Here is a 22,778-nt window from a genome sequence, read left to right on the forward strand (position 1 = left end):
GGTGGCCGGCGCGGACGCACCCGGCGCGGACGCACCCGGCGCGGACGCACCCGGCGCGGACGCACCTCGTGTCGCGTCGTCGAACGCCTGGTCGGCGGACTCGTCATCGCGCCATGCCGTGAGCACGCCGTCGAGCACGTCGGAGGCCCGGGCGTCATCGCCGCCGTCGGCATCGAACAGATACATCGCCGTACCGCGCACGCCCGGCAACGCCAGTGGACGCGACAACAGCGCATCGAGCGGGTCGGAGGTGCGATCACGACGTTGCAGGTCGCCTGAGAGCGCCGAAAGCGCGCGGACGCCGCGTCCGAGATCATCGAGCACCAACAGCACCAATCCGAAGCCAACCAGCAACTCGAACGAAATGTCGAGGTAATAGCCCCACGGTGTCCACGCACCCTGCGCGCGGAGGAACGGATAGTCGAGGTGATGCAGTCCCCACAGAAAGAACGACATGGCCAACAGACGGGCGCCGGTTGAACTGGCGATCCGGTGATGGCGCCAGAACACCCAGCCGGTCCACATCGTCGCACCGCTCAGGAACAGCACCGCCGGTAGCGCGGCCCAGAGGAAATGATCGAGCTGGTAAATCGCAACGTACGACCAGAGTGCCGGAAAAAGCGCCAGCACCAGATAGGCCAGCCGTGCCTTGGGTTGGCGCAGGAACACGATGGCCGACCAGAGCAGCGCGAGGGCGGTCCAGCCGGTGGTGACCTGATGCCAGTACAACCAGACGCGCTCGCCCGTGAGCAGGAAGCTCAGAATACACAACAGCCGCGCGACATACACGCTCCACGCCACCGCGAACCAGCCGAACCACGGACGGCGATAGCGCACATACAAATGAGCGCAGAGCGCGGCGAGCCCGGTCGTGATCGCGCCCTGTAGCAGCGTCGCCGCCAACTCAGTGGCAAGCAGCGGCGGCGGTGACTGGATCATGTCGCCTTGCGTCAGCGCGAGCGCGAACAGCGACAGACCGTGCGGCACCGTGATGCTCATGACTCCCACACCCGGCTAGTCATCGCCGGCCGGGCCGCTGCTGCCGATGGCCGGAACTGGCGGCATGCCGTCTTGCTGCACGTGATAGATGGTACGCGACGGGAACGCAAAGCTCGACCCGTTGTCACTGATGATGCGCATGAACGTGATCAGCATGTCGTGACGAATGCGCAGAAATACCTGAAAGTCGGTGGTGAGAAACCACGATACGACGTTGATGCGAATCGCCGAATCGGTGAAGCCTACCACGTGCACGCGTACCACATCGGCAAACACCATTGGATGCGCGCGCAGCGCGGCTTCGAGTGCATCACGGATACGTTCGAGCTGTTCCGGTGTGGTCGAATACGTGAGATCGATATCCGTGCGCAGCAGTATGCGATCACGTTCACCGAAGGTTTCGATACGCTCGTCGGCGAGTCGACCGTTCGGTATTCGCACCACCGTGCGATCGATGGTTCGCACGCTCGTCGATCGCAGCCCGATGCGCTCCACGGCGCCCTCCGATGCGCCAGCGCGCACCCAGTCGCCAACACGGAACGCGTTGTCGGCGGCCAGCGACACACTGCCGAACAAATGCTCCACGGTCTTCTGTGCCGCCAAGGCGACCGCGATGCCGCCGATTCCGAGACCGGCCAGCAGCGTCCCCACCGGATACCCGAACTGCGCCAGCGCGACCAGCAGCGCAATGATCGCCAGCGTAATACGGAGGAAATTGCCGAGCAGAGGCACGAGCGTACGCGCTTGGGTGCCCTGCCCCGTGGCCCACGCCGCATTGGCCACCCGATCCTGCGCGAGGCGGATGATGCGCAGCAACCCCCAGAAGATCGAAATGAGTACGAGCCCGCGCGTGAGCGACGTAAAGAAACCCGCCATGCGCGCGTTCAGGTCGAGCAGGGAGAGCAGCGGGCTGATCGCCAACGACGCCACCCACAACCGGAACGGTCCGCGCAGGTGTTCGAGCAGCAGATCGTCCCACTCGGTTACAGTGCGTCGCGCCACGCGACCCAGCAGATTGCGCAGGATGGCACCGAGTCCCCACGCCACCAGCACAACCACCGGAATCGCCAGCCCAAGACCGATCCACTGCCAGTAATACACGTTGAGCGGCCCTTCACGCATCAGCGTTTCCGGTAGCCGCTCGCGCAGCCACGGCGCTCCAAGGTTGTCGAACCACCCGTCGACCAATCCGACGGTGGCCGGCGAGAACAGCCACCGCACCGGTCCGCCCGACGACGGTGCGGAGACGCGCGTCATGCGAACCGGATCCTCACGGCCATTCGCCGACATGATGACGCCGATGCGATCGCCATTCGGATCGCCATCGGTGGTATCTCCGGAGACCGCGCCCGACACCGTGCGGAGGTCGATCGCCAAACGCTGATCGAGGACGGTCTTGAGGCGCCGTGCCAGCTGAGCGGAACGATCACGGTCTGTCGCGGGCACCGAGAGGTACTGCACGGCGCCGACCCAGTCGCTGGCCTCGGCGAGGCGCAGAAACGACTGCAGCGCCGCCCGGGGCGACGCCGATGACACGGTTGTCGGAAGGCTGTCCGCCGCAGAAGTCCGCGTCGGGAGCCCGAGCTGCGCCCCGGAACGATGGGGGACGGACAGACTAGCGACGAGGAAGCCCATCGCCGTTGAAATGAGGATGCGAACGCGCATGCTCAAAGATAGCCGTGTCACCAGCGAGTGCCCCGGGTGGGACTCGAACCCACGACCTATGGCTTAAAAGGCCACTGCTCTACCAACTGAGCTACCGGAGCGCCGACCTGCCGTGAAGCGGGCCAGCCTCTCAATTTAGCGAAATGACGCGCCGCGAGAACAGTGGCGGTGCGAAAAGTGACTTATCGAAGCCGCAACGTGAGCCGATGCCCCGCGCCGTCGCGCAGAGCCTCCCACCCGTAGTCGAGCGTGACGCGATCCACGGTGAAACCGCCACCCACCGCGATCGGTCGCTCCTCACGCAGCTGCGGTCGGCGCCCGCCCACACGACCGGTCAAGACCACCCCGTCGATGGGGATGTAGCTCAACTCCACGCCGCCACGGGGAAACAACTCGCCGTCGCGTCGCACATCGAGCTCCACGGTTCCCGACAGGTCTAGCCATTTTCCCAGACCACGTGGAGCCGTCGCGATGCCGAGGGCGAGCTGGGTGGGCAACAATTCGCTACGACCAGCCACCGAGAGACGCCGACCCAAATGCTGCACGGCGACGCCCACGGTGCTGTTCAAAAACTGCAGCGACTTCGATGCGCCGATGTCGAACACCACCCCGCCGGCGCGATCATCGCTCACGCGCTCCTCCACGTACTTCGCGCCCACGCCCCACCGCAGCTGCTTCCACGTGAGCGACGCGGCAAGTGTTGCGGCAATGCTGCTGGCTCCTGCGGCATTCTCGCGCGTGAGCACCTCGCTCGGCGCGGGGAACGTACCGTACCGCCCACCCGCGTCGAGCAGATGCACGCCGACGCCGATACCCAGCGGTCCGATGGTGGAACTGCTGGCAAACTGCCCCGCCGTGGCACCGCTCGCGTAGCGCTCGGCACCAAAAGCCAACGCCGTGGCCGTCCCCACCAAGGCGGGATTGCCGAACACGGCATCGACATCGCGGAGCGCAACCTGGGCACCGCCGAACGACAGCAGGCGTGCCGAGGCGGGCAACTTGAGAATGAGTGGGGCGTACCGCTCGCGTTGGTCTGGTGACGGCACCTGCGCATTGGCGATCGATGCCGCCGCGCCCGTGGCCAGTGCGGTGGCCAGTACCGTCACCAGCGCCGACCAGCGGAACACGGTTTGGGTTGAGCGGCTCATCGCGCCGCTCCGATCGTCTGTGCGGTGAACTCCGGACGCATATTGGAGAAGCCGATGTTATCGAGGATGATCGTTCCGGCGACGCTGCGATCGAACCGCCACTGCACCCGCGTAAGGCGGGCCGGATCGAAACCGGGTGTTGCGCGGACAAAGTCGACGAGTGGGATCGCGTAGGTCTGCAGCACGATTTCGTACACGTTGGCGAAGCGCTGCTTGTCACGGCCAGCACGTCGGTACACGTACGATTCCAGTGGACGGCGGACCACACCATAGGCCGACAGCGGAAGCGAGGCGGAACGGCCGCCGGCGTCGGTCACGACAATCGAGAGATCGATCGGCACCGTATCCGGCTTCGCATCCTTGGGCGACGGCTTCTTGGGAGACGGTTTCTTGGGCGAGGCCTTCGAGAGCGAATCAGCCTGCTTCGTGCTGTCGCGCGCGGGCGCACGGGCACCGGGCTTGGCGTCGGTGGGCGACAGCGAGAACACCAGTGACGACGCGGCCCCCACCCTCCACGACGCACGCAACGAATCACCGAGGTGCAACGCGAACGACGCCGGCTTACCCAGCTTGGTGGTATCGCTCCCAGCGATACGGTTGTTCCAGCCGATAGTCACCGCGTTGTGCGCCTGGTTTACGCCGCGCGCACGGAACGGCACCGGTAACTCCTTCCACACGGCCAGCGAGTCGCTCGACAACCATACGCCCGGCGCCGACCCGGAGGTCACGTCCACATCCTCCTCGAAGTCAGCGGCGGTGTGGAATCCGCTTTCCTGGAATCGCGTGGTGTACATCGTTTTCGGCAACCACTGCCCGACCACACGATGATCGCGGAACATCGGCAGATATTCGCGCTTGTCGCGCAACGTCGCCTCGAGAAAAGCCGAGATGTACACTTCGGCGAACTTTCGCTGATCCGCTTGTGTGATCAGCCCGCGCGTATCGAGCGATCGGGCGCTGCGCGGACCACCATCGAGATTGCCCCACGTCGTGTTCCACTGTCCGTGGTTGGCGCGGTACACGAAAACCGCCGATTTGAACCACGGGTTTCCATCGGTGAAGCGGATGCGTTCGTACTGCGCCAGGCCACTGAACGTCGACACGTCGCCGTCGTGCGACCCGTGAATGAGGAAGTAGTTGTAGTTGGAAACCGGTGTTGGCTTGTCAGCCGGACGGTACTGCCCATCCACCGGCGCAATCGCCACGAGCGATTTGATATCGAAGTTGAAATCGAACTTCACCGTGGCGTCGTCGGGATAATACGGTAGCCGATTGAACGCGCCGGCCACCGTGACCGCTTCGCCCCCGCGCGAGTGTCCCATGAGCGCGATGTTGTGCATGTCCACCTTTCCCTGCAGCGGCGATCCGGTCGAGTCATTGAAGCGCTTCCACGACTGCAAGTGCTTGAGCAGCATCCAGCCACGCGCGTCGTTCTCGCCGCGGATGTTGCCGTTCAGAAAGTTCTCGTCCACCGACGCCACGATGAAGCCGCGCGACGCGAGTAGTTCACCGAGGTACTGGTAGCCCGGATCGGAGAACTGCTTCATGTCGTGATTGCCGTGCACTACGAGCACGAGTGGAAACGGGCCGGGGGCATCGGGATACCACACACGCCCGTTCACCGGCAACTTGGTGAAGTCGAAACCCCAGTACTTCTTGCGGATCTGCGCCTGTTTGGGATCGGGTGCAGCTGCGAACTTGGCGCCGTTCACGACGGCGGTCGTCAGCGTGACCGAGTCGCGATAGATCGCGCGCCGCTTGTCGGTGCCACTGCCGTAGTACAGCGACTTCACCGCGAAACTGCCCTTGTGCGACGGATTGGGCGCCGCGAGCAATTGCCGGGACAAGACGGTGTCCGAATCGTCGTGCGCCAATTTGAGCGGTGCCGCACAGGCTCCGGCGAGCAGCGTCCCAGCGAGCGTCCCAGCGAGCGTCCCAGCGAGCGTCAGCGCCAGTCTTCGCGCCGACGTTGCACCAAGTCCTTTTGTTGTCCAGCGTCGCATGATGGCCGAGAAAAGGTGAGAAATGCCAAAAGCACCGGCACCACGCTCTATGTACCTCGGTGCGGTGGACTAACGCAACGACAGCGGCGGCGGAATGCGATGCAGCTGGAGGTAGTCCCGCAGCAGTGTATCCCAGACCACGTCCCACGATTTCGACGCGGCGAACGCTCCCGCGCGTCCGGCTGCCTCGCGCACAGAAGCGCGGTCGTCCACGAGCGACACGATCAGGCGGGCGAACGCCGCCGCGTCGCCAGCCGGCACCAACCAGCCGCCCCCCGACCGTAACTGCTCGCGCGTAGGCCCAACGTCGGCGCCGATCACCGGCAAGCCGGACGCCATCGCCTCGAGCATCACGTTGCCGAACGTATCGGTCACGCTCGGAAAGAGAAACACGTCGCCGCTGGCGTAGGCCGCACTCAGCGCCGCCCCCTGCAACTTTCCGGTGAGCACCGAACCCTCCGGCGCGCGCCGCCGTACTTCCGCTTCGTACGGACCGTCGCCGACCACCAGCCACCGCACCCTCCCCGGTCTCGCGCGCTCCACCTGCTCCAACGCATCGAGCGCCACGTCCAAGCCTTTCTCCGCTGCCAGCCGTCCTACGTACGACAGCACCAAGGTGTCATTGGTTTGCACGAGCCGTTCACGAAGCGCTGGCGAGCGATGCTGGGGCGAGAAGCGTTCACGATCTACACCGCGCGACCAGACCGCGGTGCGCTCGAACCCCTGCGCAGTGACCTCGTCGACAATGGACTGGGTCGGGCAGTACGTGCGAAGTCCGCCATTGTGAAACCATCGCATGAAGTGCCAGCCGGGACGCGCCAGCAACCCCAGTCGATAGTGCTCCGCGTACGCCACGAAGCTTGTGTGATAGGACGAGACAAACGGGATGCCGAGCGCCAAGGCCGCCTTGCGCCCAGCCAGGCCCATACCGAATTCCGTGGCGGCATGCACGATAGTAGGCGCGAAGGCCTCGAGTTCCGCCTGCACGTGCGACGTCGATGGCCAGGACAACCGCAGTTGCGGATACGCCCAGAACGACCGGCTGCGAAATCGCTCGACGGTGGGGTGCTCCTGCTGTTCCGGGTCGGAGGGTGCGAACACGCGCACCACCCCGCCCCGACCCTCCACGGCGGCCACCAAGCGTTCCAGAGTCCGTGCGACGCCGTTCACCTGTGGCGCGTAGGTATCGGTGAACAGCGCGAGGCGGAGCCCGTCAGCGCAGGTCGGTTCGAACGAGGGCACGGCGTGCGTCGGCGGCAAGGCTCAGCTTCCGCGAACGCTGCGATATACCGCAAACAGGCGGTCGAACACCGTATCCCATGCGTGCTCGGCCACCGCGTAGGCGCGACCGCGTGCGCCAAGCGCTCCAAGATCCTGGGTAAAGAGTTGCACGGCTTCGTCGGCCAGCGACGCCGACTGGTGTCGCTCGTAGAGCCTACCCGCCCCACTTCGCGTCACGTGCTCGACGACGGCCCCCTCGTTCACGCTCAAGAGCGGGGTACCGCTGGCCAGCGCTTCGATCGCCGAAAGCCCGAACGTTTCGATCGGGCCAGCGGCCACGTACACATCAAGCGACGCCAACACGTCGGCCAGCGCGTCGCGCTCCTTGAGAAAGGGGACGAATACCACGCGGTGACCGTACGGGTGCGCCCGAAGCGCCGCTTCCATCGGACCCGCGCCGACCAACGCGAGCCGCGCCCCGCAGCGTCGCTCCACGTCACGCCAGCCATCGAGCACCACATGCAGTTCCTTCTCGCGGGCGAAGCGCCCGACGTAGGCCGCCAATGGTGCGTTCGGAAAACCGACGCGCGCCCGCGTCTCCGTGACCCACTCGCGCCGACGGGGGGTGAAGCACTCGACATCGACGCCAAGCGGCACCTTGGCCACCCGATCGATACCGACGCGAGCCAACTCCCGCGCCGAATACTCAGAGGCGACGATGGTGAGCGCAAAGAGACGATCGAGCCGGCGCAGGTACTGCGACGACGCTCGATACAACACACGCTGTACGGAATTTCCCTCGCCCTCATCGGGTGCGAACATGCGCGGCACATTGGTGTGCGCAAAGCAGACGAGCGGCACCTCTGATGCGCGAGTGGCCCGCTTTACGATCCACGGCACGATAAACGGGCTGCCGATCTCGATCAGGTCAGGGCGCTCGTGTTGCACGATGCGCGAAACGGTTCGCGTGGCGAGCATGAACCGATACGGCCGTTGGCCAGGGATCGGCGGTCCGGCCAGCCGATACAGCCGCACGCCGTCGGCGTCGGTGATCCGGTCACGCACGCCCGGTACCACCAACGTGTGCTGCAACCACGGGCGCGACGCGGCGTAGTTCGCTTTCTCCAGGAGGTAGGTTCGAATGCCGCCACTCGTCTCTCCGAACCACTCGGTCACATCAAGCACCCTGAGGCCGGCATCGGCACGCGGATGGCGCAGAAGCGGGATTCGAGCGATCGACTGCGGCGGGCCGGACAGGGTCTCTGCCGTGAGCCGATCGGACAACGTCGGCGCCGTCTGCACCAGCAACGAGGACCCCCTGTCACCAACGCCACGATGGCCGGCTCTCGGAAAAGAGCCGGCCATCGCGTAGCACCATACCAACGTCAGTCGAACTACTACATGCCCGACAGCGCGGCTACAGTAGCGGCACCAGCCGGCGTCTCGATGACGAAGGTCACGCGACGATTCAGCTCAGCTCCGTTCGCAGTGCCCTGTGCGCCGGGACGAACCAGACGCGTCTTGCCATAACCTACCGTACGAAGTGCCGAACCGTCCAATCCCTTCGTCACGAGATAGTCACGAACGGCGTCGGCCCGTTCACGAGAGAGGCGGAGATTATAATCGGCCGAACCGGCAGGATCTGCGAAGCCTTCGATCGTGATCGTAGCGCCCTTGTAGTGCTGGTTCGCAACCTGGGCGAACTTTTCGAGCGCAGCCTGATCGTCTTGGCGCACCGAGGCATCATCGTACGCGAAGTGCACGGGCATGGCGAACTTCACCTGACCTTCCATCGCCGTGATCTTCGCGCCGAAATCAGTGCGCATCGTGGTGAGGTCGTTGCGGAGCGCATTGAGATCGGTGCGCAGCCCATTCACATCCGTGCGCAGCGCGTCGTCACCCGACATACGCTCCGTCTTCTCGGTGCTCAGCGCGACGCGCTGCTCTTCGAGACCCTTCCGCACAAAGCCCTTCGTGGCACACGCGCCCAACGTACTCGCGGCCAGAATAACCATGGCCGCATACTTTGCCTGTCGCATGAATTCTCCTTTTCCTGTCGTGTGGTAGAGCTCGAGTGTCGACGTAGAATCCGTCGGGCCCGCGCTAGAGGCTTATGCATAACGCGAACCACGAGTAGAACCTCGCTATGCCACACAACTTCCGAAGTGCCTGATATCACACATTCTGTCCCAGTTTTGCCCGATCGTGTGCCGCATCACACGCGACGTACAACGCGTGGCGTGTTCGCTCGTCAGCTCGCCGTTTTCGCGAGCCACTCGCCGCCATCGATCACAAAGATCGCCCCGGTAATCCAATCGCCCGCCGGCGAGGCGAGAAAGGCTACCATATTCGCAATGTCGCGCGGGGATCCCCAGCGACCGAGTGGAATTCCCTTCTTCGCGTAGGCCGCCATCAACGCATCCGCCGCGGCGAACACGTCAGGCACGCCGCTATCCGCCGGTGGAGTGAACGCCTTGCGCACTCCTTCGGTGGGAATCGGCCCGGGCGCGATCGCATTGACCCGAATGCGTTGCGGTGCCCACTCCACCGCCAAGGTACGCGTGAGTGCATCGACCCCGGCTTTAGCGGCGGTGGCATGCGCCATCATGGGCCATCCGCGATAGTGCAGCGTCATCGACGTGCTCACGATGCGACCGCCGCCCTGCGCGGCCATGATCGGGTAAACCGCCTGCGAGCAGTAGAAGGTGCCGTAAAGATCGATCTCAACCACGCTCTTCCATGCATTCGGCGACAGCGTCGCGCTCGGCGCATAAAAGTTACCCGCCGCGTTGTTCACCAGCACATCAATGCGCCCCAATTGCTGCGCGATGCCATCAACGGCGGCCTTCACCTGTTCCGGATCACGCACATCGAGCTGCACGGCCGAGACTTTTCCTCCGCGCGATTCAATATCAGCGCGAGCGGCCTCCAGATTGGCCGGCTTTCGACTCGCCATCACGACGTGCGCGCCAAGCTCGGCGAGCAACTGCGAGATGCCCAGGCCGATACCGGTGCCGCCGCCGGTCACGAGGGCAACCTGGCCATCGAGCAGCCCCGGGCGGAAGATCGACCCGTTGCTCGTCAGATCGGATCCACCAGTCGCGTCATTCATGCACTCGCTCCGTGAGAAAGGACTGAGAAGGGACATCGAACGCATCGGTGGCCACAGTGTCGAGCCGCAGGGCGACCTGATCGTCGAGACAAAAGCTACGACGATGATGGGGGGTGAGACCGCGTTCGTCGACGGCCGCGCGGTGAGCGGCGGTGCCGTAGCCGCTGTTTCGTTCCCACGCGTAGCCTTCGTAACGCACGGCCAGCGCATGCATGAGTCGGTCGCGCGTGACCTTGGCGACGATCGACGCGCACGCGATGGCGTAGCACTTGGCGTCGCCCTTGACCACCGCCGTGTGCACGATCCCAAGCGTGCGCAACGGCTTGCCATCCACGAGCACGTGATGTGGTTGGCATCCCAGCCGTCCGGGCACTCGGGACAGCGCACGCCGCATCGCGAGGACCGTGGCGTGGTAGATGTTGATGCAATCGATCTCGCGCGCACTGGCGGCCCCCAACGAGACTACGAGCGCCTGCTCGCGGATACGGGCGGCCAAGGTCACGCGGGTAGCCGCGTCGAGCTTCTTGGAATCATCCACGCCCGCGATAGCGCGCCGCCCGGGCGGCATGACGATGGCGCATGCGACAACGGGGCCCGCAAGCGGGCCCCGTCCGACTTCATCCACACCCACCAAGAGCGGTCCGTGTTGCGCACGCAGGGTGCGCTCAATCGGGGTCCACCGAGCCACGAGGGCCGGTTTCCTGGAAAGAGGCGTGAAACGCGTCTGTCTTACGCGCCCCGCGGTGCGCGCACGACCTTACGCTCCTTGATACGCGCGGCCTTGCCGGTCACGTCGCGGAGGTAGTACAGCTTGGCCCGGCGCACCGCGCCACGGCGAACCACGATGATCTCAGCGACCATCGGGCTGTGGATCGGAAAGATACGCTCGACCCCGACACCGTTCGAAATCTTGCGCACGGTGAACGTCTCGCTGACACCACCGCCACGACGCGCGATGCAGACGCCTTCGAACGCCTGAACGCGTTCCTTGTCGCCCTCCTTCACGCGCACGTTGACACGCACGGTATCACCCGGGCGGAACGGCGTTACTGCCTTCATCCACTCTTTCTGCGTTTCGATAAACGGATGCATAATTCTCTCCGGGGCCAAACCGCGCCCGGTTCAGGTGCTGCAGATCCGGCGGTACGACGTCGATCTGCCTGAAGCCGAAGCCCGTGCAGCGAACGACACCAACACCAACGGTGCGAGAGGCCCTGACGCGGAATGAGAGCGATGTCTCCCGATCCGGAACCGACGTGGCATCGCCGCCCGGTATGTTCCGGGGAGCTTCAACGGTCTCGAACGACCGGTAGAACACTATAGCTTCAAAAGATACCCAAAGAATTGCCGCTGGCGCTAGTGCCCCGCCTGCCGATAGAGTTGGCAGACGCCCGGATCGGCCCATGCCTCGTCTCGTCGGTTCAGCCCCTGTCTCCACCAGTGCTCCCTCTCTCGTGACCTCTCCGCTCGAGCCTGAAAGCAGGAACGCGCCGCTGACCTATCCCGGCACGCGAACGGTTGACCAGGTAGATGACTACCACGGCACGCTCGTCCCCGACCCATTCCGATGGTTGGAAGACGACACGTCGGCGGAAACCAAGAACTGGGTCGACGCCCAAAATCGCGTCACTTTTGGATATCTCGACCGAATTCCGCACCGCGACGCTCTTCGGACCAGACTCACCGAGCTGGTGAATTACCCCCGATACTCGGCCCCCGTGGTACAGCGGCAGTGGATCCTCTTTACCAAGAACAATGGACTGCAAAATCAGGCGGTCTACTACATCCAGGAAGGGGACGCGGGTACTCCAGAGGTCCTGATCGACCCGAACACCCTCTCGCTCGACGGCACGACCCGCGTGGCCGGGCTGACGTTCAACCGGGCCGGCACGCAGATCGCCTATATGCTGAGCCAGGCCGGGTCCGACTGGCAGCAGATTCGCGTGATCGATGTCGCCACCCGTGAACACTTGCCCGATGTGATCGACTGGGTAAAGGTGTCCAGGCTTGCCTGGCACGGCGACGGCTTCTTTTACAGTCGCTATCCAGAGCCGACCAACACCGACGCTGCCTTCTCCTCGATGAACGAGGACCATCAGGTGTTCTTCCACACGCTCGGCGCTCCACAATCGGCCGACCGCCTGGTGTATCGGGACACCGCCAACGCCCAACGATTCCACACCGTCAGCACCACCGAAGACGAGCGCTTTGCCGTGCTCTCGGTGAGCGATCGCGGACAGGGTAAAGACGGCAACGCGTTGCACGTCATGAATCTCACCACGCCGGACGGCGCGTTCACGCCCCTCTGGACGACGTTCGACGACCAGATGGACGTGCTCGACAACGTAGGTGATCAGCTCTTGGTGCTGACGAATCGACACGCACCGAATCAACGCGTGGTGCGCATCGATCCATCATCGCCTGCCGAAGCGAACTGGATGACGGTCATCCCGGAGCGCCGCGAACCGGTGAGCGGCATGTCCACCGCCGGCAACCGTCTCTTCGCAACGTACCTGAAAGACGTGACCACCCGCGCGTATGTGTACGCGCTGAACGGCGTGCTGGAGCGCGAGATAGCGCTGCCCGGCATCGGGACAGCCGGCGGCTTCGAGGGCGAGCACCACGCGACGTCGGTGTATTACAGCTTCACGTCGTTTACGGCGCCCATCACCGTGTACCACTACGACATCCTATCGGGGTGCAGCACGCAGCTTCGCGAAGTGCCATTGCCGTTCGACCCCGACCGGTTCGAGACGACGCAAGTATTTGTCACGAGCAAGGACGGCACACCGGTTCCCGCCTTCATCGTGGCCCGAAGAGGCCTCGTGCTCGACGGCGCCAATCCCACGATGCTCTACGCGTACGGCGGATTCAACGTGTCGCTGCCGCCCAACTTCAGCGCCATGCGCGTGGCATTCCTCGAGCAGGGCGGCGTGTACGTGCAGGCGAACTTGCGCGGCGGCAATGAGTACGGAGAGGCGTGGCACCAGGCCGGCATGAAGGAGAAGAAGCAGAATGTCTTCGATGACTTCGTGGCGGTCGCCGAATGGTTGTTCGCGAACGGGTATACGTGCAGCGCCAAGTTGGCGATTGCCGGCGGCTCAAATGGTGGTCTCCTGGTCGGTGCGATCATGGCGCAGCGACCGACGTTGGCGCGGGTGGCGTTGCCGGCAGTTGGCGTGATGGACATGCTGCGCTTTCACAAGTTCACGATCGGCTGGAACTGGATTGCCGACTACGGGTCGAGCGACGACGCCGAGGGGTTCCGATACCTATCGGCGTACTCACCGCTGCACAATCTGCAAGACGGCACGGCCTATCCGGCCACACTCATTACCACCGCCGACCACGACGATCGCGTGGTGCCAGCGCATTCGTTCAAGTTTGCCGCCCGATTGCAGCAAGCGCATCGCGGTCCGAACCCGGTACTTATTCGCATCGAGACGCAGTCGGGACACGGCAGTTCGTCGCTCACGAAGCAGATCGCTGAAGTGGCTGACGAGTACGCGTTCATTTTTGAGAATCTCGACGTTGCGCCGGAGTTGCTCTGACGGTAGCCCGCATGATCGCGCTCGCCCTGCTGGCGGTGGGCGCCGCGCTTGGCGTCGGACTCGGCACCGGCGCGCCCACGCTCGCGCGGCTCGCTCGTTTCGAAACGAAGGCGATCGAAGGCATGCCGATCGTGGGTAACAAGGCCGCATTCCGGTTGTTCGAGATGCCGGACAGTGTCGCCGTGTATGGGACGCAATACTTCCTGCCGTCTCGCGGCACGATCATCTTGCTGCACGGCCTCGGTGCACACGACGCTCTCGCCATCCAAGCGGGCGACTCGTTGCGACGCGTCACGGGCATGAATATCCTCTTTCTCGACCTCCGCGGAAACGGTCGGTCGGGTGGCGCGCGCGGGCGTATCGGGCATGACGCGCAGTACGCGAATGATCTCACGGGCGTCGTGCGTGAACTGAAGCGCGCGAATCCGTCGGGCCCGGTACTGCTGGTCGGCGTGCGACAGGGTGCCGGCACGGTGCTGGCCTTCGCCGAGCGCGGGCGCGACCGAGATCAGCCGCGCGTACAGGGCATCGCCTTGGTGGATCCGATTTTGACCCGTGATTCGCTACAAGCTGCGGGCACACAGGACGGCGGCGCCTTTCAGTGGCACACGAGACGCTTGGCGACCCAACAACTGCTGAACGTCGTCGGCCTGCACTTCGCCGATCGACTTCCGGTGGCGTATCAGCGCGCGCAGCGACCCGACGGACCGACCGCGCGCACCTTCAGCTGGCGGGCGATACGGACATTGTTACCGAGCGACCCGTGGGCCATTGCCAACGACGTCCCCCTGCCGGTGCTGCTATTCACCCGTCAGTCGCCTGCCACCGCGCCCCTGCGGCGCACCGACCTGCACGAGATAGAGTTCGTGCGCGCCGATGCGTCACTGTTTACCTCGAGCACGTGGCGTATTTTCGAGCGCTGGACGGCGCAGTTCTCGGCAGACGCCGCGATCCCCGAGAATATTCTCCCGTACGTGCCGATCCCGCTGGCTGACACGACGCGGTAACCAGCGCGCCTTACTTCGACGGGAACGGGCGAGGCGTCGGCAGGTCGTCGGCGAAGCGCCACGGATTGGCGCCCTCGCGCGTGAGCTTCACGTTGGCAAGGCGCGCACGCACCATCGCAATCGGCATGGGGCCGCCCTGCAGCACAGCGTCATGAAACTCGCGGTCGGTCATCTTCTTTGACATCACGAGCTCCTTGTACAACGCGCGCAGTTGTAATCCACCCAGCATGTACGCAGCCTGATAGATCGGCGAGTACGAGCCGTTGAACGACCGACGGACCTCCCCCTCGGCGTTCGCGCGCTCGAACGGCACCTTATCGACGACGTACTCGATCGCCTGCTCCGGCGTCATTTTGCCAAGATGAAAGCTGAGCGAAAACACGATGCGCGCGCTGCGATGCATGCGCCACGCGAGCGCACCCAGCCGATCCTCCGGCGTGACGTGGAAGTCGCGGTCCCACAAGAACATCTCCCAGTACAGCGACTGTCCTTCGTTCCAGAACGGCGTAGAAAACACGCGGCGGTGCGAGTTGTAGCGCGCCGACATGAACCCCTGCAGGTGATGCCCGGGGTTGAGTTCATGAAACACGACGGCCCGTGAGAAGAACGGATTGTTGCCGCGCAGGCTCATCAGCTTCTCCTCATCGGTCATGTCCGCCGTGGGGTACGACACGAGAATTAGATCACCACCGAGGAAGAAAGGCGACACGCGCTGGCGCTCGGGGGCCATCATCTCCATACGCCAGTCTTCCCGTGCCAAGGCGGGGATCGTGACCCAATCGTGCTTCGCAAAGAACGCGTCGGCCTCATTCGCGAGATCGCGAATGAGATCCGGCTGCTTCCCGGGCTCGACGTACATGTTTTTCACCTTCTCCATCGCCGCCTTCCAGTCGTCGCCCAATCCCATCTCGCGAGCTGCCTTCTTGGCTTCGGACAGACTGAACGCGTACTCCTTCTCGGCGATGTCGATCAGCTCATCGGCCGAGTATGGAATCATCGCGTGGCGCAAGTCGGCGGCGAGTCCGACCGCCCCGATGGGGTCACCGATGATCGGCTCGTTGGCCGCCGCCGCGTTGCGCGGCGCCTGGGACGCTCCGGCGCCGCCCTGCCCCCCAGCGCCACCCGCGACAACCGGCGCCGGCTGAATGCCGACCACGCGCGTGCGAATGGTTGTCGCGTAGCGACGCATGGCGTCGTCGAGCTTCTGATACGGATTCGTGGCCCACCACGAAAAGAGCGGATCGTACCCGTTGTAATAGCGATACCACACGCCAACGGTGTTGCGAATCTGGTCGAGCTGATCGGCCGCGCGGTTCCCCACGGTGCGCGACACCTTGGGGGCCGGTGCGCGCGTCGGCCGTGTAGCCCCGAAGGCGCTGTCGCCAGCGGCACGAAGCGGTACGGGTTCGAGCACGGCGCGCAGGCTATCTACCATTTTGGTGACGTCGGCCAGCGTGCGGGCCGAGGCCTGCGGGTTGATGGTCTTGAGGTCACGTCGTTCATCCTGCAACGCGAGCACGCGATCGGCGAACGGAAGCAACGACAACATTTCTTTACGCTGCACCTCGTCGCGATCCATCAGCTCGAGCTGATAGCGGAGATGATTCTCGAGCAGGGCGTAGTCGGCTTTGCCTTCCTGTGTCAGCTGGTCGAACGCGAGCTCGCCCAGACGCGCGCGCCACGACGCATAGAAGGCGCGGGTGCGAGTGCGTTGCGCCGGCGAATCAGGCGCGTCGTACCGCCGCTGTAGCACCTGCTGATCGGACGCAAAGCGCGAAATGACATCCGCCATCTCACTGGCGCGCGCCGACACGAGCGCGTTCAACGCGGGCACGCTCGCCGCTGGATCAGATGGGAAGTTCTGTCGCGCGGTGGTCTTCACGCCGCCAGGCTGCGCAGACAACACGAGCGGACTGACAAGCAACGAGGTAGCTGCCAGCACGGCACGCAACGAACGAATCACGACGAACTCCTGCGGATCGAGGATGCGGTCACGCCACTCCGGCGTAACTCTGACGGTCGGGCTGACGCGATGCCGTGGCATCGGTCGCGGCTTGCGGTGACACGCCACGCACCTTCGGCAACCGAATGGTGAACGCGGCGCCGCGTTCCACCGACGAGGCTACGCTGATGGCACCTCCCGCCTGTCTGATGATGCCGTCCACGGTGGCAAGGCCTAGCCCCGTACCTTTGCCAATCGGCTTCGTGGAGAAGAACGGTTCGAACACGTGCGGCAGCGCGTCGGGCGCGATGCCGTGGCCGTCGTCTTGCACGATCAGCGAGATGGCTTCACCGGCGGCCATTCCCAGCTCCGCAGCGAGTGCGTCATCGACGGTGCCGCTCTCGACAAGTAGACGGAGCGACCCGCCAGCTGGCATGGCGTCGCGTGCATTCACCGACAGGTTCACCACCACTTGATCGAGTTGCGACGGATCGATCCACACCGACGAGTCAGTGGTCGTCACGTCCACCTCAAGCGCGATGTCGGCGCCGAGGAGTCGCTCCAGCATGCTCGCCATCTGCCGCACGTGTGCACCCAGGTCGAGCTGCTGCGGTTCAATGGTCTGGCGGCGCGCGTACGCCAGCAACTGCCTTGTCAGTCCGACCGCGCGCTGCGCCGCCGCGCTGGCCTCGTCCACGTCGGCGCGCTTCCGGTCGTTGGGCGGCATGCCTTCCTTCAGCAACGTGAGATTGCCGAGGATCACCATCATGATGTTGTTGAAGTCGTGTGCGATGCCGCCGGCAAGACGACCAACGGTGGCGAGTCGCTGACTCCGCTCTTCGGCCGCGATTGCACTGCGCAGATCGGTGAGATTGATCGCGCTCGCTGATGCCCCGATGATCGCGTCACTTGCGTCACGCAACGGCAGCATCGTGACAGCGTACTCCTGATCCGGCTCCAGTCGCATGGTCGCGGTGAACGTTTCACCGCCGAGCACGCGCGGCCAGCTTTGCGCACTGGCTTGCTCCAATTGCGCCACCAAGTGTGCTGCTGTGGGTGATGCCGCCACGAGTGTACCGTCGGCGTCGACGACGGCCACCGCGTCACGCGCACCGGCGAAATGCGCCTCGAGCCGCGCCGATGCCGTTCGTACAGTTTCCAGAATGCGCGCGCGTTCTTCCGCGTCGGCGCGCCGCTGACCCACCGCTACCGCCAGCAGGATGTGCGAGCTCCCGACCACAAAAGCGTAGCCTTGCGCCCACGCGATCTGATAGAACGTTTCGTCGGACAGTCCAACGAAAGGACCACGTCCATTCAACGTGGCCAGCACACAGGCGCCGGCCACCGCGATCGTACCCCACAACGTGGTGCCCACGCCGAGTCGAAACGCCGACCAGATCAGCAGCGGACTGACGACCACGCCGAGTGGCGGTTGAAACGCCGAGGCGCTCGTGTACGAGAATGCAACGAGCAGCGACAGCGCCAACGCCTCGAAGAAGAGCAGCCGTTCGAGCACCTGCTGCCTGGTGGTCGATGGCGTCGTGGCGACCTGAAGTCGGCGTAGGTGCATCAACGCCGGGACCAGCAACAGCACCCAGGTGATCTCGGACACCCACCATTGAAAGCCTTCCATCAGCACCGTGCCGCGACCGATCACCGCGTACCCGATGCCGCCGAGCAGCGCGGCGAGCGGGATCGTGCCGAACGCTGCGATGAGACCGAATCGGGCGAGATCGCCCGGCTGCTCGAGCTCGGGCGGACGCCTGAGGACGCGTTCAGTGCACTCCGTCGTCCCCCACTCGCCCACCACGCGAGCGCTGATGAGCAACAACTGGACCGGCAGGGAGCCCCCGACAAACAGTTCGAGCGCACACCAGTTCATGACCGCGAGCGCGGCGACCATGACGGGTCGGAGCTCGCGCGGCGTCAGGAACAGCGTGAAGATGCCGACGGCAGTGGCTGGCCACACGCCGAAATTCGACCCGTACCTGAACGACGCGGCGAGGGGAGCAGCGACCGCGAGGAAATAGAGGATCGCGGCCACGATCGCCGACGGTCCGAATCGTACAAAGGCAAGCGCCCCAAGCGATTCACCGCGGCGCGTCGGTGCCGTGAGCAGCGTCGAACTGGTCATCAGGGGAATCTTCCGGCCGGCGCCGCCGGATTGCAAGCATTGCGCATGCGACGATCTACTCGGAAGCGATCGTTTCCAGTTCTTCCCAACGGGCCAGCATCGCCGCGATCGCCGCCTCCAGTTTCGCCACACGGCTACGGACGGCGCCGAGGGCGGCTGGGTCACGGACGACAGCGGAGTCGGCGAGCGAGCGATACCCCTGTTCCAGCTCCTGTTCAGTCGTGCTGATGCGATCGGGGAGCACGGCCAACTCCTGGCCTTCCTTGTACGACAATTTGCGCCGCTTCGCCTTCGGAGCGTTGGGAACGTCCACCCGCTTTGGTGGGGCCGCGGTCACCACCGCCGGCACCGGTCGCTGACGGAGCCAGTCGGTATACCCCCCAACGTACTCGCGCACCACACCGTTCCCTTCGAATACCAGCGTACTCGAGACCACAGCATCGAGAAAGGCGCGATCGTGCGACACCAACAACAGTGTGCCGCTGAAGGCGGTCAGGAGCGCTTCGAGCACATCGAGCGTTTCGATGTCGAGGTCGTTGGTGGGTTCATCGAGCACCAGCACGTTGAACGAGCGCGTGAACAGTCGGGCCAGCAGCAAGCGATTTCGCTCACCGCCGCTCAGCGCACGCACCGGCGTCCGCGCGCGATCCGGCGTGAACAGGAAATCCTGCAGATAGCCGTTCACATGTCGCTCTTGCCCGCCAATAGACACGAAGTCGGCCCCGTCCGCGACGCTGTCGAACACGCTGCGCTCGGGATCGAGCTGTTCCCGCCGCTGATCGAAATACGCGATCTCGAGATTCGTACCGTGACGGATCGTGCCGCTCTGCGGCGTGAGCTCGCCCAGGAGCAACTTGATGAGCGTGGTCTTGCCACAACCGTTCGGCCCCACCAATCCCACGCGATCGCCGCGCATGATCGTGGTGGTCAGTTCGCGCACAATCGGCTTGGCACCGTGAGTGAAGCTGATCGCGTTCGCTTCCAGCACCATGCGTCCGGAGCGCTCGGCGTCCTGCGCTTGCGCGCGCGTCGTGCCCACGCGTTCGCGCCGTTGCGACCGCTCCACGCGCAGCGCCTCGAGACCGCGCACGCGCCCTTCGTTGCGCGTCCGTCTCGCCTGAATTCCGGTGCGGATCCACACTTCTTCTTTGGCCAATCGCTTGTCGAACTCGTCCCACGTCTTCGCTTCCGACGCCAGCATGGCGTCCTTTCGCTCGAGGTACGTGTCGTAGTCCGTGCCGAAGTCCACCATTCGACCACGATCGAGTTCCACGATGCGCGTCGCCACGCGGCGCAGGAACGCGCGATCGTGCGTCACGAAGATCAGCGTCAGTCCGCGCGACGTGAGGTACTCTTCCATCCACTCGATCGCTTCGATATCGAGATGGTTGGTGGGCTCGTCGAGGAGGATCAGGTCGGGCTCGCACACCAGCGCGCGCGCCAGCAAGGCTTGTCGGGTGCGCCCACCCGAGGCGTGCTCAATGCGCGCCTCAGGGTCGAGCGCGAGATGCTCGAGCACCGTCTCTACGCGGATGTGCAGCTGCCACGCATCGGCCGAATCGAGGGCGCGATGCAGTCGGTCCAGTTCACGGAGTGCGGCCTCGGAGTGATCCACGCTCACGCGAATCGACGCCGCGTGATACTCGGTGAGCAGACGACCGCGATCACCCAGCCCTTCCGCCACCAGCTCGAACATCGAGCCCGTGAGCGCCAGCGGCATCTCCTGATCCAAGCGCGCCATCGTCACGCCCCCCAGCTTCACCACGGCGCCGCTGTCTGGCGCCTGGGTGCCATCGAGCACCTTCATGAACGTGCTCTTGCCGGCGCCGTTTCGGCCCAGCAGACAAACGCGCTCCCCCCGCTCGATGGCGAAATCGGCGTGATTGAGCACGGGGGGACCCCCGAAAGCGACCCTGACGTCCTGCAACGATACGAGCGACATCCCGCACAGTAGCTTGCAGACATGGCCAATGCGACGGACACGCCCGCTTCGGATTCCCGTTTGGATTCCCGATCGGATTCCCGAACGGATTCCCGATCGGTGCTCTTGTACGATGGGGACTGTGGATTCTGTGCCGGCAGCGTGCAGTTCGTGCTGCGGCATGAGCCCGCGTCGGCTCGGTCCCGTCTCGCGTTCGCGCCACTGCAGGGACAGTTCGGCAGCCGCATTCGCGAGCAATTTCCCGAATTGGCCGGGGTGGACTCGGTGGTGTGGTACGACCCCGCCGCTCCCGCCGTGCGCGTGCGGAGCGCGGCCGCGCTGGCCGCTACAGCCCATCTGGGAGGCCTCTGGGTGGTGGTCGCCAGACTCGGCCGGCTCGTCCCCCGTGTGCTGCGAGACGCGATCTACGACCTGATCGCTCGGCGGCGCTTCGACATTGCCGCCCCTGCCTGTCTACTGCCCACCCCTGACGAGCGGGCCCGGTTTCTGCCCTGACCGGCCGTCGAGCCAACTCTGGCGCTTAGCGGCAGCCGTCGCGACAATTGCGCAATGTCTCTTCCGCTCCCCGAATACGACGGGCTCGATGGACTTGGCCTCGCCGACCTGGTACGCCGTCGCGAACTGAGCCCGTCCGAGGTGACCGAGGCCGCCCTCGCCCGCATGGCCGCCCGCAACCCTCGGCTCAATGCGGTGGTCCGTCCGCTCGAGGCGATGGCACGCGCCATGGCTGCCACGGTCGATCTCGAGGCGCCCTTTGCCGGCGTGCCGATGCTGATCAAGGATCTGATGACGACCATCGCCGGCGTCCCCACCAGCGACGGCACGCGCGTGTTGCAGGCCATCACGCGCGATCACGACAGTGAACTCGTGGCGCGGTATCGCGGTGCCGGCGCCGTATTCATCGGCAAGGCCAACACGCCGGAACTCGGCCTCACCCCGTATACCGAGAGCGAGGCGTTGGGCCCCGCGCGCAATCCGTGGGACCTCACCAAGACTCCGGGTGGCTCAAGCGGTGGTTCAGGGGCGGCCGTGGCGGCGCGCATCGTCCCCATCGCGCATGGCGGCGACGGGGGCGGATCGCTGCGCATTCCCGCATCGTGCAACGGCGTATTCGCCCTCAAGCCCACACGCGGTCGCATGCCCACCGGTCCCGACATCGGCGACGCGTGGCGCGGTTTCGTGCAGGAGCATGTGATCACCCGCAGCGTGCGCGATTCCGCCGCCATGCTCGACGCCACGGCCGGCGAAGACGCGGGCCCACCAGTGGCCTGCCCGCCGCAGGAGCGACCGTATTTGGAGGAGGTCACGCGCGAACCGGGTCGGCTGCGTATTGCTGTGACCATCACGCCGTTTTTCGGTAGCACCGTCCATCCCGACTGCGTCGCGGCTCTGGAAGACGCGGCCGCGCTACTTGAATCGCTGGGGCACGACGTAGTGCGCGCTGAACCGGTGATCGATGGCCAACGGCTGGCGCAGGCCTTTCTCACGGTCGTGGCGGCGGAGGCGCGCGCGGACATTGAGTGGATCGGTGAGCAGCTCAAACGCGCTCCACGATCCGACGACGTGGAGCTCACTACGTGGGCGCTCGGACTCGTGGGCAAGGCGGCCAGTGCATCCGATTACGCGACGTCGGTGCGCCTGCTGCAAGTCGCAGGTCGCACGGTAGGCCGCTTTTTCACCTCCTACGACGTGCTGGTCACGCCCACCCTCGGCGCGCCCCCGTTCACGATCGGGGCGCTGCAGCCGTCGGCGGCTGAACGCGCGATGTTACGCGTGGTCGCCGGGCTGGGACTCGGTGGTGTACTGAAGGCGGCCGGTCTCTTGAATGAGACCGCGAAGAAAGTGTACGGCTTCATTCCGTACACGCCACTGTTCAATGTCACAGGACAGCCCGCGATGTCGGTGCCGTTGCATTGGAACGCAACCGGATTGCCGATCGGCACGCAATTGGTTTCGCGCTTCGGCGACGAGGCCACGTTGTTTCGTGTGGCTGGTCAGCTGGAACGCGCCCGCCCGTGGGCGGGGCGCATCCCGCCGCTGGTGTAGCTACATCG

Annotated in this window: 17 protein-coding genes and 1 tRNA gene; 4 read left to right on the top strand and 14 right to left on the bottom strand. The window is 64.8% G+C overall.

Annotated elements, in window-relative coordinates; genetic code table 11:
- From ACLL97_RS16655 to rplS, 11 genes are all read right to left on the bottom strand, one after another.
- Positions 1-999 (bottom strand): hypothetical protein (locus ACLL97_RS16655; RefSeq protein WP_411281609.1); only part of this gene is annotated, 999 nt, incomplete at its 3' end.
- 15 nt (positions 1,000-1,014) lie between these two features.
- A complete protein-coding gene (locus ACLL97_RS16660) occupies positions 1,015-2,664 on the bottom strand; it encodes a mechanosensitive ion channel family protein (RefSeq protein ID WP_411281610.1) in 1,650 nt (549 codons plus the stop codon).
- A 28-nt stretch (positions 2,665-2,692) separates the two neighbouring features.
- Positions 2,693-2,765 (bottom strand) — tRNA-Lys (locus ACLL97_RS16665).
- A gap of 81 nt (positions 2,766-2,846) precedes the next feature.
- Positions 2,847-3,812, bottom strand: a complete 966-nt coding sequence (locus ACLL97_RS16670) for a hypothetical protein (protein WP_411281611.1) — start codon at positions 3,810-3,812, stop codon at positions 2,847-2,849.
- A complete protein-coding gene (locus ACLL97_RS16675) occupies positions 3,809-5,815 on the bottom strand; it encodes an alpha/beta hydrolase family protein (protein ID WP_411281612.1) in 2,007 nt (668 codons plus the stop codon). The genes ACLL97_RS16670 and ACLL97_RS16675 overlap by 4 nt, the downstream gene beginning before the upstream one ends.
- A 69-nt stretch (positions 5,816-5,884) precedes the next feature.
- Positions 5,885-7,057, bottom strand: a complete 1,173-nt coding sequence (locus ACLL97_RS16680) for a glycosyltransferase family 4 protein (protein WP_411281613.1) — start codon at positions 7,055-7,057, stop codon at positions 5,885-5,887.
- A 21-nt stretch (positions 7,058-7,078) separates the two neighbouring features.
- Positions 7,079-8,338 (bottom strand): glycosyltransferase, encoded by a 1,260-nt coding sequence (locus tag ACLL97_RS16685; protein ID WP_411281642.1) that lies wholly within the window; start codon positions 8,336-8,338, stop codon positions 7,079-7,081.
- Between the two features lie 95 nt (positions 8,339-8,433).
- Positions 8,434-9,075 carry an OmpA family protein gene (locus ACLL97_RS16690; protein WP_411281614.1) on the bottom strand — a complete coding sequence of 214 codons (642 nt, stop codon included), beginning with the start codon at positions 9,073-9,075 and terminating at the stop codon, positions 8,434-8,436.
- Positions 9,076-9,287: 212 nt separating this feature from the next.
- A complete protein-coding gene (locus ACLL97_RS16695; RefSeq protein ID WP_411281615.1) occupies positions 9,288-10,148 on the bottom strand; it encodes an SDR family oxidoreductase in 861 nt (286 codons plus the stop codon).
- Positions 10,141-10,836, bottom strand: a complete 696-nt coding sequence (locus ACLL97_RS16700) for a ribonuclease HII (RefSeq protein ID WP_411281616.1) — start codon at positions 10,834-10,836, stop codon at positions 10,141-10,143. The genes ACLL97_RS16695 and ACLL97_RS16700 overlap by 8 nt, the downstream gene beginning before the upstream one ends.
- A 41-nt stretch (positions 10,837-10,877) precedes the next feature.
- Complete coding sequence (gene rplS / locus ACLL97_RS16705; protein WP_171223985.1) at positions 10,878-11,240, bottom strand: 50S ribosomal protein L19; 363 nt, start codon at positions 11,238-11,240, stop codon at positions 10,878-10,880.
- Between the two features lie 311 nt (positions 11,241-11,551).
- Here rplS and ACLL97_RS16710 point away from each other — a divergent pair, with 311 nt between their 5' ends.
- Positions 11,552-13,699: a prolyl oligopeptidase family serine peptidase gene (locus ACLL97_RS16710; protein WP_411281617.1), complete on the top strand. Its 2,148-nt coding sequence runs from the start codon at positions 11,552-11,554 to the stop codon at positions 13,697-13,699.
- A gap of 11 nt (positions 13,700-13,710) precedes the next feature.
- On the top strand, positions 13,711-14,706 hold the full coding sequence (locus ACLL97_RS16715) for an alpha/beta hydrolase (RefSeq protein WP_411281618.1): 996 nt from the start codon (positions 13,711-13,713) through the stop codon (positions 14,704-14,706).
- A gap of 10 nt (positions 14,707-14,716) precedes the next feature.
- Here ACLL97_RS16715 and ACLL97_RS16720 read toward each other — a convergent pair whose 3' ends face one another.
- The 3 genes from ACLL97_RS16720 to ACLL97_RS16730 are packed head-to-tail and all read right to left on the bottom strand — an operon-like array spanning position 14,717 to position 20,673.
- Positions 14,717-16,750, bottom strand: a complete 2,034-nt coding sequence (locus tag ACLL97_RS16720) for a DUF885 family protein (protein WP_411281619.1) — start codon at positions 16,748-16,750, stop codon at positions 14,717-14,719.
- Positions 16,698-18,782, bottom strand: coding sequence for an ATP-binding protein (locus tag ACLL97_RS16725; RefSeq protein ID WP_411281620.1), 2,085 nt, complete (start codon positions 18,780-18,782; stop codon positions 16,698-16,700). Before ACLL97_RS16725 ends, ACLL97_RS16720 begins: the two co-directional genes overlap by 53 nt.
- Before the next feature lie 55 nt (positions 18,783-18,837).
- Positions 18,838-20,673, bottom strand: coding sequence for an ATP-binding cassette domain-containing protein (locus ACLL97_RS16730; RefSeq protein ID WP_411281621.1), 1,836 nt, complete (start codon positions 20,671-20,673; stop codon positions 18,838-18,840).
- Positions 20,674-20,823: 150 nt separating this feature from the next.
- Between ACLL97_RS16730 and ACLL97_RS16735 the strand changes: the two genes are divergently transcribed.
- Both ACLL97_RS16735 and ACLL97_RS16740 read left to right on the top strand, forming a co-directional pair.
- Positions 20,824-21,219: a thiol-disulfide oxidoreductase DCC family protein gene (locus ACLL97_RS16735; RefSeq protein ID WP_411281622.1), complete on the top strand. Its 396-nt coding sequence runs from the start codon at positions 20,824-20,826 to the stop codon at positions 21,217-21,219.
- 54 nt (positions 21,220-21,273) lie between these two features.
- Positions 21,274-22,770, top strand: coding sequence for an amidase (locus ACLL97_RS16740; protein WP_411281623.1), 1,497 nt, complete (start codon positions 21,274-21,276; stop codon positions 22,768-22,770).
- Positions 22,771-22,778 lie beyond the last annotated feature (8 nt).

It is taken from the genome of Gemmatimonas sp. (assembly GCF_046594945.1).
Classification (GTDB): domain Bacteria; phylum Gemmatimonadota; class Gemmatimonadetes; order Gemmatimonadales; family Gemmatimonadaceae; genus Gemmatimonas.